Annotated in this window: 14 protein-coding genes and 1 pseudogene; 8 read left to right on the top strand and 7 right to left on the bottom strand. The window is 54.2% G+C overall.

Annotated elements, in window-relative coordinates; all coding sequences use genetic code 11:
• Positions 1-306 precede the first annotated feature (306 nt).
• The 8 genes from nudI to arnF all read left to right on the top strand — a co-directional run bounded on the left by nudI (position 307) and on the right by arnF (position 8,399).
• On the top strand, positions 307-732 hold the full coding sequence (gene nudI, locus OGW44_RS10915; RefSeq protein WP_016153813.1) for a nucleoside triphosphatase NudI: 426 nt from the start codon (positions 307-309) through the stop codon (positions 730-732).
• Between the two features lie 290 nt (positions 733-1,022).
• The gene (arnB, locus tag OGW44_RS10910; RefSeq protein ID WP_016157030.1) at positions 1,023-2,162 is read left to right on the top strand and encodes a UDP-4-amino-4-deoxy-L-arabinose aminotransferase; all 1,140 of its coding nucleotides are present in this window, start codon (positions 1,023-1,025) and stop codon (positions 2,160-2,162) included.
• A 2-nt stretch (positions 2,163-2,164) separates the two neighbouring features.
• Positions 2,165-3,148, top strand: coding sequence for an undecaprenyl-phosphate 4-deoxy-4-formamido-L-arabinose transferase (gene arnC, locus OGW44_RS10905; protein ID WP_016157031.1), 984 nt, complete (start codon positions 2,165-2,167; stop codon positions 3,146-3,148).
• Positions 3,145-5,127 carry a bifunctional UDP-4-amino-4-deoxy-L-arabinose formyltransferase/UDP-glucuronic acid oxidase ArnA gene (arnA, locus tag OGW44_RS10900; protein WP_185654871.1) on the top strand — a complete coding sequence of 661 codons (1,983 nt, stop codon included), beginning with the start codon at positions 3,145-3,147 and terminating at the stop codon, positions 5,125-5,127. The genes arnC and arnA overlap by 4 nt, the downstream gene beginning before the upstream one ends.
• Positions 5,124-6,026, top strand: a complete 903-nt coding sequence (gene arnD, locus OGW44_RS10895; protein ID WP_019077280.1) for a 4-deoxy-4-formamido-L-arabinose-phosphoundecaprenol deformylase — start codon at positions 5,124-5,126, stop codon at positions 6,024-6,026. Before arnA ends, arnD begins: the two co-directional genes overlap by 4 nt.
• Positions 6,023-7,681 carry a lipid IV(A) 4-amino-4-deoxy-L-arabinosyltransferase gene (gene arnT, locus OGW44_RS10890; RefSeq protein ID WP_185654872.1) on the top strand — a complete coding sequence of 553 codons (1,659 nt, stop codon included), beginning with the start codon at positions 6,023-6,025 and terminating at the stop codon, positions 7,679-7,681. Before arnD ends, arnT begins: the two co-directional genes overlap by 4 nt.
• Entirely contained in the window at positions 7,678-8,013 is a 336-nt protein-coding gene (arnE, locus tag OGW44_RS10885; RefSeq protein ID WP_016153819.1) for a 4-amino-4-deoxy-L-arabinose-phosphoundecaprenol flippase subunit ArnE, read from the top strand. The genes arnT and arnE overlap by 4 nt, the downstream gene beginning before the upstream one ends.
• Positions 8,013-8,399 carry a 4-amino-4-deoxy-L-arabinose-phosphoundecaprenol flippase subunit ArnF gene (arnF, locus tag OGW44_RS10880; RefSeq protein ID WP_016153820.1) on the top strand — a complete coding sequence of 129 codons (387 nt, stop codon included), beginning with the start codon at positions 8,013-8,015 and terminating at the stop codon, positions 8,397-8,399. Before arnE ends, arnF begins: the two co-directional genes overlap by 1 nt.
• A gap of 5 nt (positions 8,400-8,404) precedes the next feature.
• Here arnF and pmrD read toward each other — a convergent pair.
• The 7 genes and pseudogenes from pmrD to menF all read right to left on the bottom strand — a co-directional run.
• Positions 8,405-8,665: pseudogene (pmrD, locus tag OGW44_RS10875) on the bottom strand (signal transduction protein PmrD); the annotation flags it as partial.
• A 95-nt stretch (positions 8,666-8,760) separates the two neighbouring features.
• On the bottom strand, positions 8,761-10,185 hold the full coding sequence (gene menE / locus OGW44_RS10870) for an o-succinylbenzoate--CoA ligase (protein WP_016157035.1): 1,425 nt from the start codon (positions 10,183-10,185) through the stop codon (positions 8,761-8,763).
• The gene (gene menC / locus OGW44_RS10865) at positions 10,182-11,144 is read right to left on the bottom strand and encodes an o-succinylbenzoate synthase (protein WP_016157036.1); all 963 of its coding nucleotides are present in this window, start codon (positions 11,142-11,144) and stop codon (positions 10,182-10,184) included. Before menC ends, menE begins: the two co-directional genes overlap by 4 nt.
• Positions 11,144-12,001, bottom strand: coding sequence for a 1,4-dihydroxy-2-naphthoyl-CoA synthase (menB, locus tag OGW44_RS10860; protein WP_003027671.1), 858 nt, complete (start codon positions 11,999-12,001; stop codon positions 11,144-11,146). Before menB ends, menC begins: the two co-directional genes overlap by 1 nt.
• Positions 12,002-12,015: 14 nt before the next feature.
• On the bottom strand, positions 12,016-12,774 hold the full coding sequence (menH, locus tag OGW44_RS10855) for a 2-succinyl-6-hydroxy-2,4-cyclohexadiene-1-carboxylate synthase (RefSeq protein WP_101700092.1): 759 nt from the start codon (positions 12,772-12,774) through the stop codon (positions 12,016-12,018).
• Positions 12,771-14,441 (bottom strand): 2-succinyl-5-enolpyruvyl-6-hydroxy-3-cyclohexene-1-carboxylic-acid synthase, encoded by a 1,671-nt coding sequence (gene menD / locus OGW44_RS10850; RefSeq protein WP_049042370.1) that lies wholly within the window; start codon positions 14,439-14,441, stop codon positions 12,771-12,773. The genes menH and menD overlap by 4 nt, the downstream gene beginning before the upstream one ends.
• Positions 14,442-14,525: 84 nt before the next feature.
• Complete coding sequence (gene menF / locus OGW44_RS10845) at positions 14,526-15,824, bottom strand: isochorismate synthase MenF (protein ID WP_181599052.1); 1,299 nt, start codon at positions 15,822-15,824, stop codon at positions 14,526-14,528.
• Positions 15,825-15,923 lie beyond the last annotated feature (99 nt).

Genomic DNA, 15,923 nt, shown 5'->3' with positions numbered 1-15,923 from the left:
CCAGCAAGAATCAAAACATAGCCCCAAAACCGGTGAATTGTACTGTCAGATCACGAGGAATCAATGCACTAAAAAAGCGATGCAATAACATATTGTAAGCAAATACTACTCACAAGATTTAGATAAGGTTAAATTCTTGTAGCAATTACGCCACTGATGGCAGCAGAACGCCATTTTCTACAAACATCCTGTTTTCCCTGCCAAAGCGGCGTTATTCGTCGATGAAGCGTTTTTTCTACCGCCAGCAAAAGGTAAGATGCATGCACGATGGAATTTTCTATACCTCCCCCTACAAGGATTCGACTTATGCGCCAAAGAACAATTGTTTGCCCATTAATTCAAAACGATGGCTGTTATTTACTGTGCAAAATGGCTGACGACCGCGGTGTGTTCCCCGGTCAGTGGGCGCTTTCTGGCGGCGGCGTTGAACCGGGTGAACGTATTGAAGAAGCTTTGCGCCGTGAAGTAAGAGAAGAGCTGGGCGAACAACTGGTGTTATCAGATATTACGCCATGGACCTTCAGTGACGATGTTCGCACCAAAACGTACGCCGATGGCAGTCAGGAAGAGATTTATATGATTTATCTCATCTTCGATTGTGTGGCGGCTAATCGTGAAGTGAAGATTAATGAAGAATTCCAGGCATTCGCCTGGGTTAAAGCGGAAGATCTCGGCTCCTACGATTTAAATATCGCCACGCGTAAAACGTTAACCTTGAAAGGGTTACTGTAAATCATCATTTTAATAACGGCATATAATTAACATTCTTAATAGCGGCATTGCGCTCATCAGTCTGCAGATAACAGCAATGTCGCCCAAACTACTCAAGAACCTACATGATCTTTTTTTCATTAAGATAAATAAAAACACGCTATTCCTCTCTCTTTCCCAAACCTTAAACTCTTAAGGATAAATTAACCTTCCGTCATTACCCTTTGAAGCCTGATGAAATAATTAACGACGCCCCTGTTTATCACTAAAAATAAAACGTCGGTGGCGTTAAATGGCTTGAAGGAATAATGATGTCTGACTTTTTGCCTTTCTCTCGCCCGGCAATGGGGGCTGAAGAACTTGCTGCTGTGAAGACGGTTCTGGACTCTGGATGGATAACCACCGGCCCGAAAAATCAACAGCTGGAAGAAGCCTTCTGCCAGCTCACGGGAAATCAACACGCCGTCGCCGTCTGCTCCGCTACGGCAGGTATGCACATCACGCTGATGGCGCTGGACATCGGTGCAGGCGATGAGGTCATTACACCGTCAATGACGTGGGTTTCTACCCTCAACATGATTGTCCTGCTGGGTGCGACGCCAGTCATGATCGACGTCGACCGCGATACGCTCATGGTCACACCGGAGCAAATTGAGGCCGCCATCACCCCGCGAACCAAAGCCATTATTCCGGTACATTACGCAGGCGCCCCCGCCGACCTGGACGCGATTTATGCCATTGGCGAACGCTATGGCATTCCGATTATAGAAGATGCGGCCCACGCCGTAGGGACGTTGTATAAAGGTCGTCATGTCGGCGCGCGCGGCACGGCAATATTCTCGTTTCACGCCATCAAAAATATTACCTGCGCCGAAGGCGGGTTGATCGTTACCGACGACAGCCAGCTTGCCCAACGGCTTCGCAGCCTGAAGTTTCACGGTCTGGGCGTTGATGCCTTTGATCGACAAACCTATGGCCGGGCGCCGCAGGCCGAAGTTCTTGCGCCAGGGTACAAGTACAACCTCACGGATATCAACGCCGCCATTGCGTTGGTACAGCTAAATAAACTGGAACACCTGAACTCACGCCGGGCGCAAATTGCCCGCGAGTATCAACAGGCGCTGGCCGATACGCCATTCCAACCACTGAGTCTGCCCCAGTGGGCGCACGTTCACGCCTGGCACCTGTTCATCATTCGCGTTGACGAAGCCCGCTGCGGTCTGAGCAGAGATGCCTTAATGGAGACGTTAAAGGCCAAAAATATCGGCACCGGTCTGCATTTTCGTGCGGCCCATACGCAAAAATATTACCGCGAACGCTTCACTACCCTTTCGCTCCCTAATACAGAATGGAATAGCGCGCGCATTTGCTCACTGCCGTTATTCCCCGACATGACCGCCAATGACACCCAGCGGGTAATTACGGCACTTCGCGAGATTGCAGGACAATAACCATGTTTGAAGCAGCACCGATCAAAAAAGTCTCGGTGGTCATTCCCGTTTTTAATGAACAGGAAAGTTTGCCGGAGTTAATCAGACGCACCAGCGCTGCCTGCGAAAAATTGGGCAAAGACTATGAAATTTTGCTAATTGATGACGGCAGCAGCGACCATTCCGCACAGCTGATGATGGACGCTTCCCTGGCACCGAACAGTCATATTGTTTCTATTTTATTGAATCGCAATTACGGGCAACACTCGGCGATTATGGCCGGTTTCAGTCATGTCACCGGCGACGTGATCATCACACTGGATGCCGATTTGCAAAACCCGCCGGAGGAGATCCCACGGCTGGTCGCCACCGCAGATGAAGGCTTCGATGTGGTCGGCACGGTACGTCAGAACCGTCAGGACAGCGTATTTCGTAAGACCGCATCGCGAATGATTAACCATCTGATTCAGCGCACCACCGGTAAAGCGATGGGCGACTACGGTTGCATGTTACGCGCTTATCGCCGCCACATCGTCGATGCCATGCTGCATTGCCAGGAGCGCAGTACCTTTATCCCGATTCTGGCCAACATTTTTGCCCGGCGCGCTACGGAAATCCCGGTACACCATGCAGAGCGAGAATTTGGTGACTCCAAATACAGCTTTATGCGTCTGATCAACCTGATGTATGACCTGGTGACCTGTCTGACCACAACGCCACTTCGTATGTTGAGCCTGTTGGGCAGCGTAATCGCCGCCACTGGCTTTACCTTGTCTATCCTGCTTGTGGTTCTGCGTCTGACGCTCGGTCCACAGTGGGCCGCGGAAGGGGTATTCATGCTGTTTGCCGTCCTGTTTACCTTTATCGGCGCACAGTTTATTGGCATGGGTTTACTCGGCGAATATATCGGTCGCATCTATAACGATGTCCGCGCCCGCCCCCGCTATTTTGTTCAACACGTTATCCGCCCACAAACCACGCAGCCAACCGAGGAAAACCGCGCATGAAAGCCATCGTATTTGCCTATCACGATATGGGATGTCAGGGTGTCCAGGCTTTGTTGGATGCCGGTTATGAAATCGCTGCCATTTTTACGCACACCGATAATCCGGGCGAAAAAGCATTTTTTGGTTCGGTTTCCCGCCTTGCCGCCAGCGCCGGAATTCCGGTTTACGCCCCGGACGAGGTCAATCATCCCTTGTGGATTGAACGCATTAGCCAACTGGCGCCGGATGTTATCTTCTCGTTCTACTATCGTCATTTACTGAGTGATGAGATCCTCAGTCTTGCGCCTGCGGGAGCTTTTAATCTGCACGGTTCGTTGCTGCCGAAATACCGTGGTCGCGCGCCGCTGAACTGGGTATTGGTCAATGGCGAAACCGAAACCGGCGTCACGCTTCACCGCATGGTCAAACGCGCGGATGCTGGTGCCATTATTGCCCAGCAGCGCGTCGCTATTTCGCCAGATGACGTGGCGTTAACGCTGCACCATAAATTGTGTCAGGCTGCGCGTCACCTGCTGGAACAGGCACTGCCCGCGATTAAAACCGGGGATTATGCAGAACGCCCCCAACAGGAAGCAGATGCTACCTGTTTTGGTCGCCGTACACCGGAAGATAGCTTCCTCGACTGGAACACACCTGCCGCGGAGTTGCATAACCAGGTCCGCGCCGTCAGCGATCCGTGGCCGGGCGCATATAGCTATGTCGGCACACAAAAGTTCACCGTCTGGTCATCGCGCGTTTGCGTAAATAACTCAGCGGCCCAACCGGGTACCGTCATCTCCGTTTCTCCTTTGCTGATCGCCTGTGGCGATAGCGCCCTGGAAATTATTACCGGACAAGCTGGCGATGGTATTGCAATGCAAGGCTCGCAACTGGCTCAGGTTTTGGGCCTGGTACCAGGTTCTCGCCTGAACAGCCAGTCGGTTGCCACCAGCAAATGCCGCACCCGTGTGCTGATCCTCGGCGTTAATGGCTTCATTGGTAACCATCTGACCGAACGCCTGCTGCAAGAAGATCATTACGAAGTGTATGGGCTCGATATTGGCAGTGACGCCATTGGACGTTTTCTGCAGCATCCGCGATTCCACTTCGTCGAAGGCGACATCAGCATTCACTCCGAATGGATTGAATACCATGTTAAAAAATGCGACGTCGTGCTGCCGCTGGTGGCGATCGCAACGCCAATCGAATATACCCGCAACCCGTTGCGCGTATTTGAGCTCGATTTTGAAGAGAACCTGAAAATCATTCGCTACTGCGTGAAATACCGCAAGCGCATCATTTTCCCGTCAACGTCCGAAGTCTACGGCATGTGTACCGACAAAGTTTTCGATGAGGACAGCTCGAATCTGATCGTCGGTCCGGTGAATAAACCACGCTGGATCTACTCCGTTTCCAAGCAGTTGTTGGACCGCGTAATCTGGGCATACGGCGAAAAAGAGGGATTGCGTTTCACCCTGTTCCGGCCATTTAACTGGATGGGACCGCGTCTGGACAGCCTTAACGCCGCGCGTATCGGCAGCTCACGCGCCATTACCCAACTGATCCTCAATCTGGTGGAAGGTTCACCGATTAAGCTGATTGAAGGCGGCAAGCAAAAACGCTGCTTTACCGACATTCGGGATGGTATCGAAGCCCTGTACCGCATCATTGAAAACGAAGGCGGACGCTGCGACGGTGAGATTATCAACATCGGTAATCCGCAGAACGAAGCGAGTATTCAGGAACTGGCAGAAATGCTGCTTACCTGCTTTGAAAAACATCCATTGCGTAACCACTTCCCGCCGTTTGCCGGTTTCCGTGACGTCGAAAGCAGCAGCTACTATGGTAAAGGTTATCAAGACGTTGAACATCGTAAGCCCAACATCCGCAATGCGAAACGCTGCCTGAACTGGGAGCCCACCATTGAGATGCAGGAAACGGTAGAAGAGACGCTGGACTTCTTCTTACGCAGTGTGAATATCACGGAACACACATCATGACCCAAGTCGGCTTGCGCATAGATGTCGATACTTTCAGGGGGACGCGCGAAGGCGTACCCCGCCTGCTGGAGACATTGAACCGACATAACGTGCGGGCAAGTTTTTTCTTTAGCGTTGGACCGGACAACATGGGACGCCACCTCTGGCGTCTTGTGAAACCACAATTTCTGTGGAAGATGCTGCGCTCAAACGCCGCATCACTTTACGGATGGGATATATTGCTGGCGGGAACCGCCTGGCCGGGAAAAGAGATCGGCCAGGCCAACGCGGCGATCATTGCGCAAACCGCCCTGCTTCATGAAACCGGTCTGCATGCCTGGGATCACCATGCCTGGCAGGCGCGAAGCGGAAACTGGAATGACAAACAGCTGATTGATGATATTTCACGAGGCATCACGGCCCTTGAAACTCTTATCGGACAACCCGTCACTTGTTCTGCCGTTGCCGGATGGCGTGCCGACGATCGCGTCGTCCACGCCAAAGAAACGTTCCATCTGCGTTATAACAGCGACTGTCGGGGAACGTCGTTATTCCGTCCGGTGCTGACGTCCGGGAAAACAGGTACGCCGCAAATTCCCGTCACGCTACCCACCTGGGATGAAGTGGTTGGTCAGGAAGTCCAGGCGGTGGACTTCAACGCTTACATTCTCTCCCACATCCAGATGAGCAGAGGAACACCGGTGTATACCATTCATGCGGAAGTTGAAGGCATCGCCTTTCAGCAGAATTTTGACGAGCTGCTTACTCGCGCCGCAGACATGGGGATAACATTTTGCCCGCTCGGCGACCTGTTACCGGACGATGTCAGTTCGCTGCCAACAGGGCAGATCGTGCGTGGCAAAATACCCGGCAGAGAGGGATGGGTCGGCCGCCAACAACCGGTGAGTGTGACAAGATGAAACATACTGTCCGCTACACCCTGGCATTTATCGCTTTTATTGCGCTGTATTTTATTCTCCCCATCAACAGTCGCCTGCTGTGGCAGCCTGATGAAACGCGCTATGCCGAAATCAGTCGGGAAATGCTGACCTCTGGCGACGGGATCGTTCCGCACTTTTTAGGGCTGCGATATTTTGAAAAACCGATTGCCGGATACTGGTTAAACAGCATCGGGCAATGGCTGTTTGGCACCAATAATTTCGGCGTCAGAGCAGGAGCCATCTTTGCCACTTTGCTGACGGCGCTAATGGTAGCCTGGCTAGCCATGCGGTTGTGGCGGGATAAGCGCACCGCCGTACTCTCTTCGGTTATCTTTTTAACGTTTTTTTCGGTTTACAGCATCGGCACCTACGCGGTACTTGATCCCATCATTGCGCTCTGGCTAATGGCGGGCATGTGCTGCTTTTGGGAGGGGATGCAAGCCACCAGCAGAACGCGCAAAATTACCGCCTTTCTGCTGTTAGGGTTAACCTGCGGCATGGGCGTGATGACCAAGGGTTTCCTGGCACTCGCCGTTCCTGTGCTCAGCGTACTGCCGTGGGTTTTCGTACAAAAGCGCTGGAAAGATCTCATTATCTACGGTCTGCTGGCAGTAGTCGGTTGCATCGTGACTGTGCTGCCTTGGGGAATAGCGATTGCCCGGCGTGAGCCGGATTTCTGGCATTACTTCTTCTGGGTCGAGCATATTCAACGCTTCGCGCAGGAGGATGCCCAACATAAGGCCCCCGTCTGGTACTACATTCCGGTATTGGTGGCTGGCGCATTACCGTGGCTCGGGCTGCTCCCCGGCGCGCTGCGTACGGGCTGGCGTGAACGGGATGTTCCGCGCAGCGCACTGTACCTGCTAAGCTGGCTTATCATGCCAATTCTGTTTTTCAGCATCGCGAAAGGAAAACTGCCGACCTATATTCTTTCCTGCTTCGCGCCGCTGGCAATATTGACGGCGCGTTTCGGCCTGCAGGCCGCGGAAAAAGGCGCAACCGCGCTGCGCGTGAATGGCTGGATCAACGTTCTGTTCGGAGTGACCGGCATTGTCGCCACGTTTATTGTATCTACTCTGGGTCCATTAAAGACGCCGGTCTGGTCGCATATCGAAACCTATAAAGTGTTTTGTGCGTGGGGCATTTTTATCATCTGGACGCTCTTTGGCTGGTATACGCTAAATAACCGAGAGAAGAACTGGACGTTCGCAGCGCTGTGTCCATTAGGCCTGGCACTGTTGTTTGGTTTCTCCATTCCTGACCGGGTGATGGAATCTAAACAGCCACAATTTTTTGTCGAGATGACCAAAGAGTCGCTGGAGTCGAGCCGTTATATTCTCACCGACAGCGTTGGCGTCGCCGCGGGGCTGGCCTGGAGCCTGAAGCGTGACGACATCATAATGTACGGACAAACGGGCGAGTTAAAATATGGCCTTAACTACCCGGATGCCCAGGGGCGTTTTGTCGGTCGGGGGAACTTTGCCGAGTGGTTAGCGCAACATCGTCAGCAAGGAAACATTACGCTCGTGCTTTCAGTCGATAAGGATGAAGATATTAATCGACTTGCTATCCCTCCCGCTGACTATATCGATAATCAGGGGCGTCTGGTCCTGATTCAGTATCGGCCGAAATGATCTGGATAGCCTTAGTTCTCGCCAGTCTGCTCAGCGTCTGCGGTCAGTTATGTCAGAAGCAGGCGTCGCGACCCGTTCCCGTTCGAGCGCGAAAACGCCACATTACGCTATGGATTGGGCTTGCTCTGGCAAGTCTCGGTCTGGCCATGCTGCTATGGCTGGCGGTGCTGCAGAACATTCCGGTCGGCATCGCCTACCCCATGCTGAGTCTTAATTTTGTATGGGTGACTCTGGCTGCCTGGAAAATCTGGCGCGAACCCGTCACCCCGCGCCACTGGCTGGGAGTGGGGTTAATCATCACCGGCATCTTTATTCTTGGGAGTGCGGTGTAATGGGCATCTTTTGGGGATTATGCAGCGTTATTATCACTTCAGCCGCCCAGTTGAGTCTCGGCTTTGCGATGGATAATCTGCCGCCAATGCTGCAGCCGCAGCAATTCATTTCTGCCGTATTCTCTCTTAGCGTTGGCGCGTTTGCTCTGTATGCCGGACTGGCAGGGTATTTACTGTCGGTGATTTGCTGGCATAAAGCGCTGCACCAGCTCGCACTGAGCAAAGCGTATGCCCTGCTCAGCCTGAGCTATGTACTGGTGTGGGTTGCATCAATGATCCTGCCCGGCTGGCAGGGAATATTTTCAGCGAAAGCGCTCGCCGGTGTGCTGTGCATCATGGCAGGGCTACTGACGATTTTTTTACCTTCACACCAGCGCCAACCCTGAGATTTTTTATCTTCAGACAGTCGTAACAGGCGTTCCCATTCGTCGCACATGTACTGTCTGGCATCAACTATTTTGATTAACCGTGAGGTATCGCGATTAATGCAATACAGTGCATCTTTCAGCGGTGAAAGGAGGTCTCCGGGCTTAACCCACTCGGAAGATTGCGCCTCAGCCAGCATCTTTAGCGAACCGCCGCTATCACAAAGTACGATATAGAGCCTGCCTGCTTTTTTGTGACAGCAAGACTTCTTCACATGCCATTCCATAGCGCACCTTTTGTTAAAAGATTTCACAACAGGTTACACTTTAGCAGATAAACAAAATGACAATAGCGACTTAATGGTGAAAGTGAGAAATGTAATTACTGTTTGCTTAATTTTAACAATGAAGCACTTACCCAATCTGACAGCGCACGACGAGAGATTTTAATCCCTCCGGATTTTAGTTCGGGTGGCAATGTCAGCCAGCATACCGGTTGCTGAAAGCGGGCCAGCTTATCTTTCACCCACTCAGCCAGATTGGTGTCACCCGCATTGGTGTCATACTCAACGACCGCCACCGGGCGATGACCAAACTCTTTGTCTTCTATCGGCACAATGAAGGCTTGCAGAACATGCGGATGTGCAGCAATCACGCGTTCCACCTCTTCCGGCTGTATGCCTTCCCCGCCGCTAAAGAACAAATTGTCCATCCGACCGACAAGGGTTAACTTGCCGTCCTTCAACACCCCGCGATCGCGGGTGGCAAACCAGCCTTCCGCGTTTACTAAAGGAATCAACTGCCCGTTACGCCAGTAACCTTGCGCCATGCTGGCGGCACGCAGCCAGACTTCACCATCAACGATTCTGACTTCTCTGCCTGCCAGGGGCGACCCCACATCCGCCAGGCCATCTGCTTCTTTCGCACAGACCGTAGAAGCAAACTCCGTTAAACCGTAACCGCACCAGCAGCGAATCCTTTGCTCGCGCGCCTGTTCCGTCAATTCAACAGGAATTGCCGCGCCACCCAGGAGCACTGCTTTGAGCGTTACCGCCGTTTTGTTGACCAGCAGGCGCCACAGCTGCGTGGGCACCAACGAAGCATGGGTGCATCCAGCCAGCATTTGCTCCAATGGTTGCTTGTCGCGCACGGTCATTCGTGCCCCGGCAAACAACCAACGCCACAAAATACCCTGGCCGGAAACATGAAACAGCGGCAGCGAGAGCAGCCAGTCATCTTCAGCGTCAAACGGCATTAATGACAGCACGCCCTGCGCGCTTGCCAGATGAGCCTGACAGGTATGCACCGCTGCCTTTGGCAATCCGGTAGAACCTGAGGTTAACGTCATCGTGCTCAAACGCTGGGGTAACCACGCGGCGGCATGCTTGCCTGGCACTGCCTGCATCTGCAAAGGATGGAGTCCCGCGAGAACATTAGCTGCCTCAAGATCCAGCGCAAAACGCAGCGTTAAGCCCGGGACCAGCGCGTCAAGCAGCGATTGAGGCAGCTGTGGGTTCACAGGTAAAACCCGCGCCCCACATTGCAGCAATGCCAGCCAGGCCAGCAAAGCACGTGGATGATTCCAGGCGCGAAGCAGGACGCCATCGCCCTCTTCCACGCCCTGAGCGGCAAAACCGCTGGCCAGATGGTCAACGCGCGTGCAGAGCTCGCTCCAGCTTAATACTTCATCGTTGAGGCGTAGAGCAGGCACCTCTGCACGAACCTGTCGCCAGTGACGCCACGGCCAGTCATCGGGTTGTACCAGGCCCGATATGCTTACGCTATCGGGCATTTCCCGCTGGGTCATAGCAGGCGTTCCAGCGCATCAACATCGATACACGGCAATGCGCTACCCGGCCAGGTGCGTACCTGCTGGCACTGCATCAGGCTCAGGGTATCCAGCCCCGGAATGGTCTGCGGCGTCAGCCAGGCGGCAATTCGCGCCAGTTGGGTTAAGCCCAGGCTCGACTCGATCGACGAACTAATAACAGCGGTGAGACCAAGTGCATGCGCCGCCTCCACCTGTTCTCGCACTTTATCGAGACTGCCCGTCAGCGTAGGTTTGATAACCACTGCCTTGACGCCCTCTTCGGCTTCGAAGATGAAATCCGCTTCACGCAAGCTTTCATCCCAGGCAATGGCAATGCCGGTTTCACGCGCAAAAGCACGAGAGTCATCGCGGGTTTTGCATGGCTCTTCGAGAAAAGCGATGCGCCCACGGTACTCTGGATTAACGTACTTCGCGAACTGCTGGGCTTTCAACGGCGTCCAGGCTCGGTTGGCGTCAAGTCGCAAATGCAGCTCCGGGATAGCCTCAAGCAGCAGGTTGGCGACCATACCGTCGCGAACCGCTTCATACAGTCCGACCTTAATCTTCGCTACTTTTTCACCCGGCATGTCCGCCAGTTGCAGTACCAGATCATCAGGATCGCCCGTACACAGCGGTGCCGCACGGTAGTCTGCGTCTTCTGGCAATACGCCAGCCAGTTCGGCCAGCGCACAGCTTGCGCCAAAGGCGACCGAAGGCTGCTGCGGTAAGGAAGAATCCCCCTGTAGCCAGCCGTTGACCCAGGCCAGCAGCTCGGTTTGCGCCTCTTCCCAGCTCTCCTGACTGAAGCCCGGCAGCGGGGAGATCTCTCCCCACCCTTCGCGCTCGCCGTCACAAAGGCGAACGTACAGCCCGTCACGCGTTTTTAACCGCCTGTCGCGCAGAATCACCCCCGCGTCCATGGGGATCTGCCAGCGGTATACCTGCGCGCTACGCATTACGGATTCCGTTTAAATTTGCTGAAATCCGGCTGACGTTTCTGGTTAAAGGCGTTACGGCCTTCCTGACCTTCTTCCGTCATGTAGAACAGCATGGTGGCGTTACCCGCCAGCTCTTGCAGACCAGCCTGACCATCGCAGTCGGCGTTCAGTGCAGCTTTCAGGCAGCGCAACGCCATCGGGCTGTTTTGCAGCATTTCACGACACCAGCGTACGGTCTCTTTTTCCAGATCGGCCAGCGGAACCACGGTGTTTACCAGGCCCATATCCAGCGCTTGCTTCGCATCGTACTGACGGCACAGGAACCAGATTTCACGCGCTTTTTTCTGACCGACAATACGCGCCATGTAAGAGGCACCCCAACCGCCATCGAAGGAACCGACTTTCGGACCGGTCTGGCCGAAGATGGCGTTTTCAGCCGCAATGGTCAGGTCACACATCATGTGCAGCACATGGCCGCCGCCGATGGAAAAGCCTGCAACCATCGCCACTACCGGCTTCGGACAGGTACGAATCTGGCGCTGGAAGTCCAGTACGTTCAGGTGATGCACACCGGAATCATCCTGGTATCCGCCGTAGTCACCGCGCACTTTCTGATCGCCACCTGCGCAGAACGCTTTGTCGCCAGCACCGGTCAGAATAATCACGCCAATGTTGTCATCATAGCGAGCATCCGCCAGCGCCTGGATCATCTCTTTCACGGTGACCGGACGGAAGGCATTGCGTACCTGCGGACGATTAATGGTGATTTTTGCGATACCGTCGGTGGATTTCTCGTAGAGAATGTCGGTGTAGCCTTCAGAGCAATCGTGCCATTCTACCGGTGCGTAAAGCATTGTTTCATCAGGATAGATCATAAAATGTCCTATAGTCAGCGATGCAGAATCTGAGCCAGACAGTCCACCACGCCAGCGGGATTGTCCCGATGCGCGTTGTGTCCGGCATTACGAATCACATGGCTTGGTACGGATATTTCCGCCGCCAGGGCGCGGAATTTATCGTCACGTTCACCACATAAATAATAAAACGGAAATGTGCGCGTAGTGAGTTGCGCACGTAAATCAGGTTGTACGGCTAGCGAGGTGGCCTCCAGCATCGCTGCCAGCGTATGCCCGTTATTCTGGCTACGCAGTGCGACCAGCGCTTCTCTTTGCGCCGCATTCAGCGAGGAAAAAACCGGCTGTTGATACCAGTCAATAAACACCTCGCACAACGGCTCAGCGCGAAAACGCGCAGCCCAGCGACCATCAGAGAGGCGACGCTGAACGCGCGCCTCCTCACTTTGCAAGCCTGGATGTCCACCTTCAACCACCAGACCGCACAGTCCTGGCATCTCCTGACAAGCCGCCATCATCGCGACTCTGCCGCCAAGAGAGTAGCCTACTAGCCAGTATTTAAGTATGTTGTAACTAAGCAACGTGTTACGCAGCAAAGCGCTTACGTCGTCGAATCCGCTCACGCTGATGTCAGCGGAGCCACCATGTCCCGGCAGGTCGATATACAGCCGCGAATAATTCTTAAACGCTTCGCCAACCGTCTGCCATTCCCGACAATCACCGGAAAAACCGTGCAGGAAAACCAGCCAGGGAAATCCCGTCTGGCCCACTTTCGCCTGCGCGTGCAGGATCATAGATGGCTTACCTGCGCCAGCAGTTGCTGCAGGGTTTGCGCCCCATCAGTTTCGTTTACCACCAGCTCAATCACCGTTGCCGCCGGAGTACGCCAGGCGTTAGTCAACGCGCTCTCCAGTTGCTCCCAGTTTTCCGGGCGCTGGTATTTAAGGTTAAACATGGCGGCAGCATGCTCAAAATGCACGTTTTGCGGCATCAGGTAGAATCGTTCGCGTTCGCTTGCTGGCGTCGGCAACAGGGAAAAAATTTGCCCGCCGTTATTATTGACCACTATCAGGACAAACGGCGCGGAAACCTGGCGCAATAACGCCAGCGCATTGAGGTCATACAGCGCAGATAAATCGCCGACGATAGCCAGCGTCGATTTCGCGCTGGCGCGCTGTACGCCTGCTGCCGTTGACAGCAGGCCGTCAATGCCGCTCGCGCCACGGTTGCTATAGACCGGGTAACCCGCCGGAAGCTGCGACAGCGCATCAATCAGGCGCACCACCAGACTGTTGCCCACGAACAGTTGCCCCTGCTCCGGCAAGTATTCGCGGATACGGTGGGCTAATTGCGCTTCACCAAACGCGTCGCGACGGGCTTCTACCGCCTGCCAGGCCAGTTGCGCCAGGCGTGGGATCTCCACGCACCAGGGCTGACGTTTCTCCGCCGGATGCAACTCCAGCCAGTCGCCAACCGTAGCTACCAGCCTGCGCCCACGATGGTGAGCCGGATCAAGGCGGCCTTCGATATTATCGACAATCCAGTATTCCTGCGGATCACAGCTGGCCTGCCACTGCAGGAGCCGTTTTCCGGTCAGGCTACTGCCAAGCTGCACCACAATCTGCGCCTGTTGTAATTCAGTGACCGCTTTCGCATTTCCCAGCCACAGGTCGGCGCACGGCAAAGGCTGTCCGGTTTGCGACAGAACATCGCCAATCAGCGGCCAGCCTAGCATCTGCGCCCACTGCGCAACCTTTTTGCCCTCTTCCGCGCTCATGCGGCCTGCAACAACAACGCCGCGTTTTTGTCGCCAGAAAAACCAGTCACGCTGCTTGTCGCTTTCCAGCCGACGCGCTTCACGCAACCAGGGTTTATCATCCTGCCACCAGTCGCCAAGGCGCTGCTGCCAGTCAATCCCCGTTTCGTCCATGTCGCCATACAGCGGTTCCGCAAATGGGCAATTGATATGAACCGCCCCGCTATGCAGCGCAGCTAAGGCGTTATCAATGGTGGATACCAGCCAACTAGCCGGAATGTTCTGGGTCGGGCGCGGTAAAGAGAGCGTTTGCGATGGATGCGAGGCAAACATTCCGGCCTGACGAATCGCCTGGTTAGCGCCGCAGTCGATAAGCTCAGGAGGTCTGTCAGCCGTGAGTAGAATCAGCTTTTCACCGGTCAGGCCCGCTTCAATCAACGCGGGATACAAATTTGCCACCGCCGTACCGGACGTCACAATCACAGCGACAGGCTGCCGGCTGACTTTTGCCAGACCTAAGGCCAGATGCCCAAGGCCACGCTCATCAAAATGAGTATGGTGAATAAAAGCCGGGTTTTCCGCAGCCGCCAGAGTCAACGGTGTAGAACGAGAGCCAGGGGCAATGCAGACATGCCTGACGCCGTGGCGAGTGAGTGCTTCCAGAATGACCGCCGCCCAGCGTCGGTTAAATGCGCTTACTGACATGAGATTGTCCGGTATCAATATTGCGACACAGTATAAAGAATCGAATAAATGGATTTTTGATATGAGTCGGTAATATACAACTCATTACCCTTCCATCTGTAATAAAGTGCGCAGTCCTGCCGCTTTATTGTCTATTTCTTGCCATTCCTGTTCAGGATCTGAACCACGCACGATCCCTGCCCCGGCATACAGGCGTATCACATTTTCACTAATTTTCGCCGACCGTAATGACACGCAAAACTCGCTTTGGCGCAGAGAAAGGTAACCCGCAGAACCGGCATACCACTCGCGTTCAAACGGTTCATTTTGTTGGATAAATTCACGCGCCAGCTCACGCGGAATACCTGCGACTGCCGCCGTGGGCTGGAGTTGCATCAGACAAAGCGTATCATCAGCCTGATTCAGTTCCGTCCAGATACAGCGGCGCAGGTGCTGCACTTTGCGCAGTCTAAGCACCTGCGGCGGCAGCACATCAAGAGTTTGCGTACAGCCTTGCAGACGCTGGCAAATATCTTCGACCACCAGCATATTCTCGCGCTGGTTTTTATCATCTTTCATTAGCCATTCCCCCAACTGCCAGGCCCGATGATCCTCAGGGTGGTTGGCAACGGTTCCCGCCAGCGCCTCGGTGCGCAGCGCCGTGTCACGCCGCCGATACAGCCGTTCAGGGGAAGAACCAAGAAACGCACACTTTGCGGAGAACGCCATAAAGAAATGGTAGCAGTTCAGGTTTAGACGACGACTGGAAGCCATCACGGCCGCGGCGTTAACCGACTGAGAAAACTGTAAATCGGTCGCCCGCGCCAGCACGACCTTATCGAGCTGTTCCCCATTGATCGTTTGCGTGGCGAGCTTTATCAGGTCTGTCCAGCCAGTTTTATCCGGCCAGTTCTGTTCTCCCGTCAAACGCAGACGCAATGCGGGCAGCGGCTTTACGTTGGCGAGCGATGAGATAAACGCCACCGCCTGCGCGGCGTCTTCACGCAGCGACACGTCGCTAAAAAGATGTAAGCGTAAGCTCGCCACCCCGGCGCAACGTCGCCACTCCAGCCGTGGCAATAACAAATGGCCGCGCTGAGGCTCAAAGGCATTCAGGCCCCAGATACGCAGGTCAGGATTATCATTATGCTGATGTAAAAAATGCTGGGCTAATTCGAGCGAGGAAAATGTAGCAACAGCGCCCAGTACGGCGGCTTCTTCATCGCCATTACGCTGTTGCCAGTAAAACTGGGGCCAGACAGGTTGACTGGCCAGCCATCCTAAAGCGTCAAACGCATCATTCAGTGGGAAAGGGATATCGTAAATACGAATTCCAGGTGCTGCTGGTATCTCTTGCGACAAATTACGCATCAGACTTTCCAGCGCAGTAGTGATTGAATGCACGCGGACCTCTCCCTGTTAAAAACCTCACATTATACGGGGTACTGAGCAGAAAAAGCAGTACCCCCAGTTAGGGAGTACGTACAAATGCGCTGACGGAAT

It is taken from the genome of Citrobacter sp. Cb023 (assembly GCF_030336805.1).
Lineage (GTDB): Bacteria > Pseudomonadota > Gammaproteobacteria > Enterobacterales > Enterobacteriaceae > Citrobacter > Citrobacter braakii.
Note: the sequence above shows the minus strand (reverse complement) of the source record. Positions and strands in the feature narration are given on the sequence as shown.

Bases quoted from the DNA above. Each gene is read 5' to 3' on its own strand.
- nudI (WP_016153813.1), top strand. From the start codon at position 307: ATGCGCCAAAGAACAATTGTTTGCCCATTAATTCAAAACGATGGCTGT.
- menD (WP_049042370.1), bottom strand. From the start codon at position 14,441: ATGTCAGTAAGCGCATTTAACCGACGCTGGGCGGCGGTCATTCTGGAA.
- arnF (WP_016153820.1), top strand. From the start codon at position 8,013: ATGGGCATCTTTTGGGGATTATGCAGCGTTATTATCACTTCAGCCGCC.
- menB (WP_003027671.1), bottom strand. From the start codon at position 12,001: ATGATCTATCCTGATGAAACAATGCTTTACGCACCGGTAGAATGGCAC.
- arnT (WP_185654872.1), top strand. From the start codon at position 6,023: ATGAAACATACTGTCCGCTACACCCTGGCATTTATCGCTTTTATTGCG.
- menH (WP_101700092.1), bottom strand. From the start codon at position 12,774: ATGATCCTGCACGCGCAGGCGAAAGTGGGCCAGACGGGATTTCCCTGG.
- arnA (WP_185654871.1), top strand. From the start codon at position 3,145: ATGAAAGCCATCGTATTTGCCTATCACGATATGGGATGTCAGGGTGTC.
- arnB (WP_016157030.1), top strand. From the start codon at position 1,023: ATGTCTGACTTTTTGCCTTTCTCTCGCCCGGCAATGGGGGCTGAAGAA.
- menC (WP_016157036.1), bottom strand. From the start codon at position 11,144: ATGCGTAGCGCGCAGGTATACCGCTGGCAGATCCCCATGGACGCGGGG.
- arnD (WP_019077280.1), top strand. From the start codon at position 5,124: ATGACCCAAGTCGGCTTGCGCATAGATGTCGATACTTTCAGGGGGACG.
- arnC (WP_016157031.1), top strand. From the start codon at position 2,165: ATGTTTGAAGCAGCACCGATCAAAAAAGTCTCGGTGGTCATTCCCGTT.
- arnE (WP_016153819.1), top strand. From the start codon at position 7,678: ATGATCTGGATAGCCTTAGTTCTCGCCAGTCTGCTCAGCGTCTGCGGT.
- menE (WP_016157035.1), bottom strand. From the start codon at position 10,185: ATGACCCAGCGGGAAATGCCCGATAGCGTAAGCATATCGGGCCTGGTA.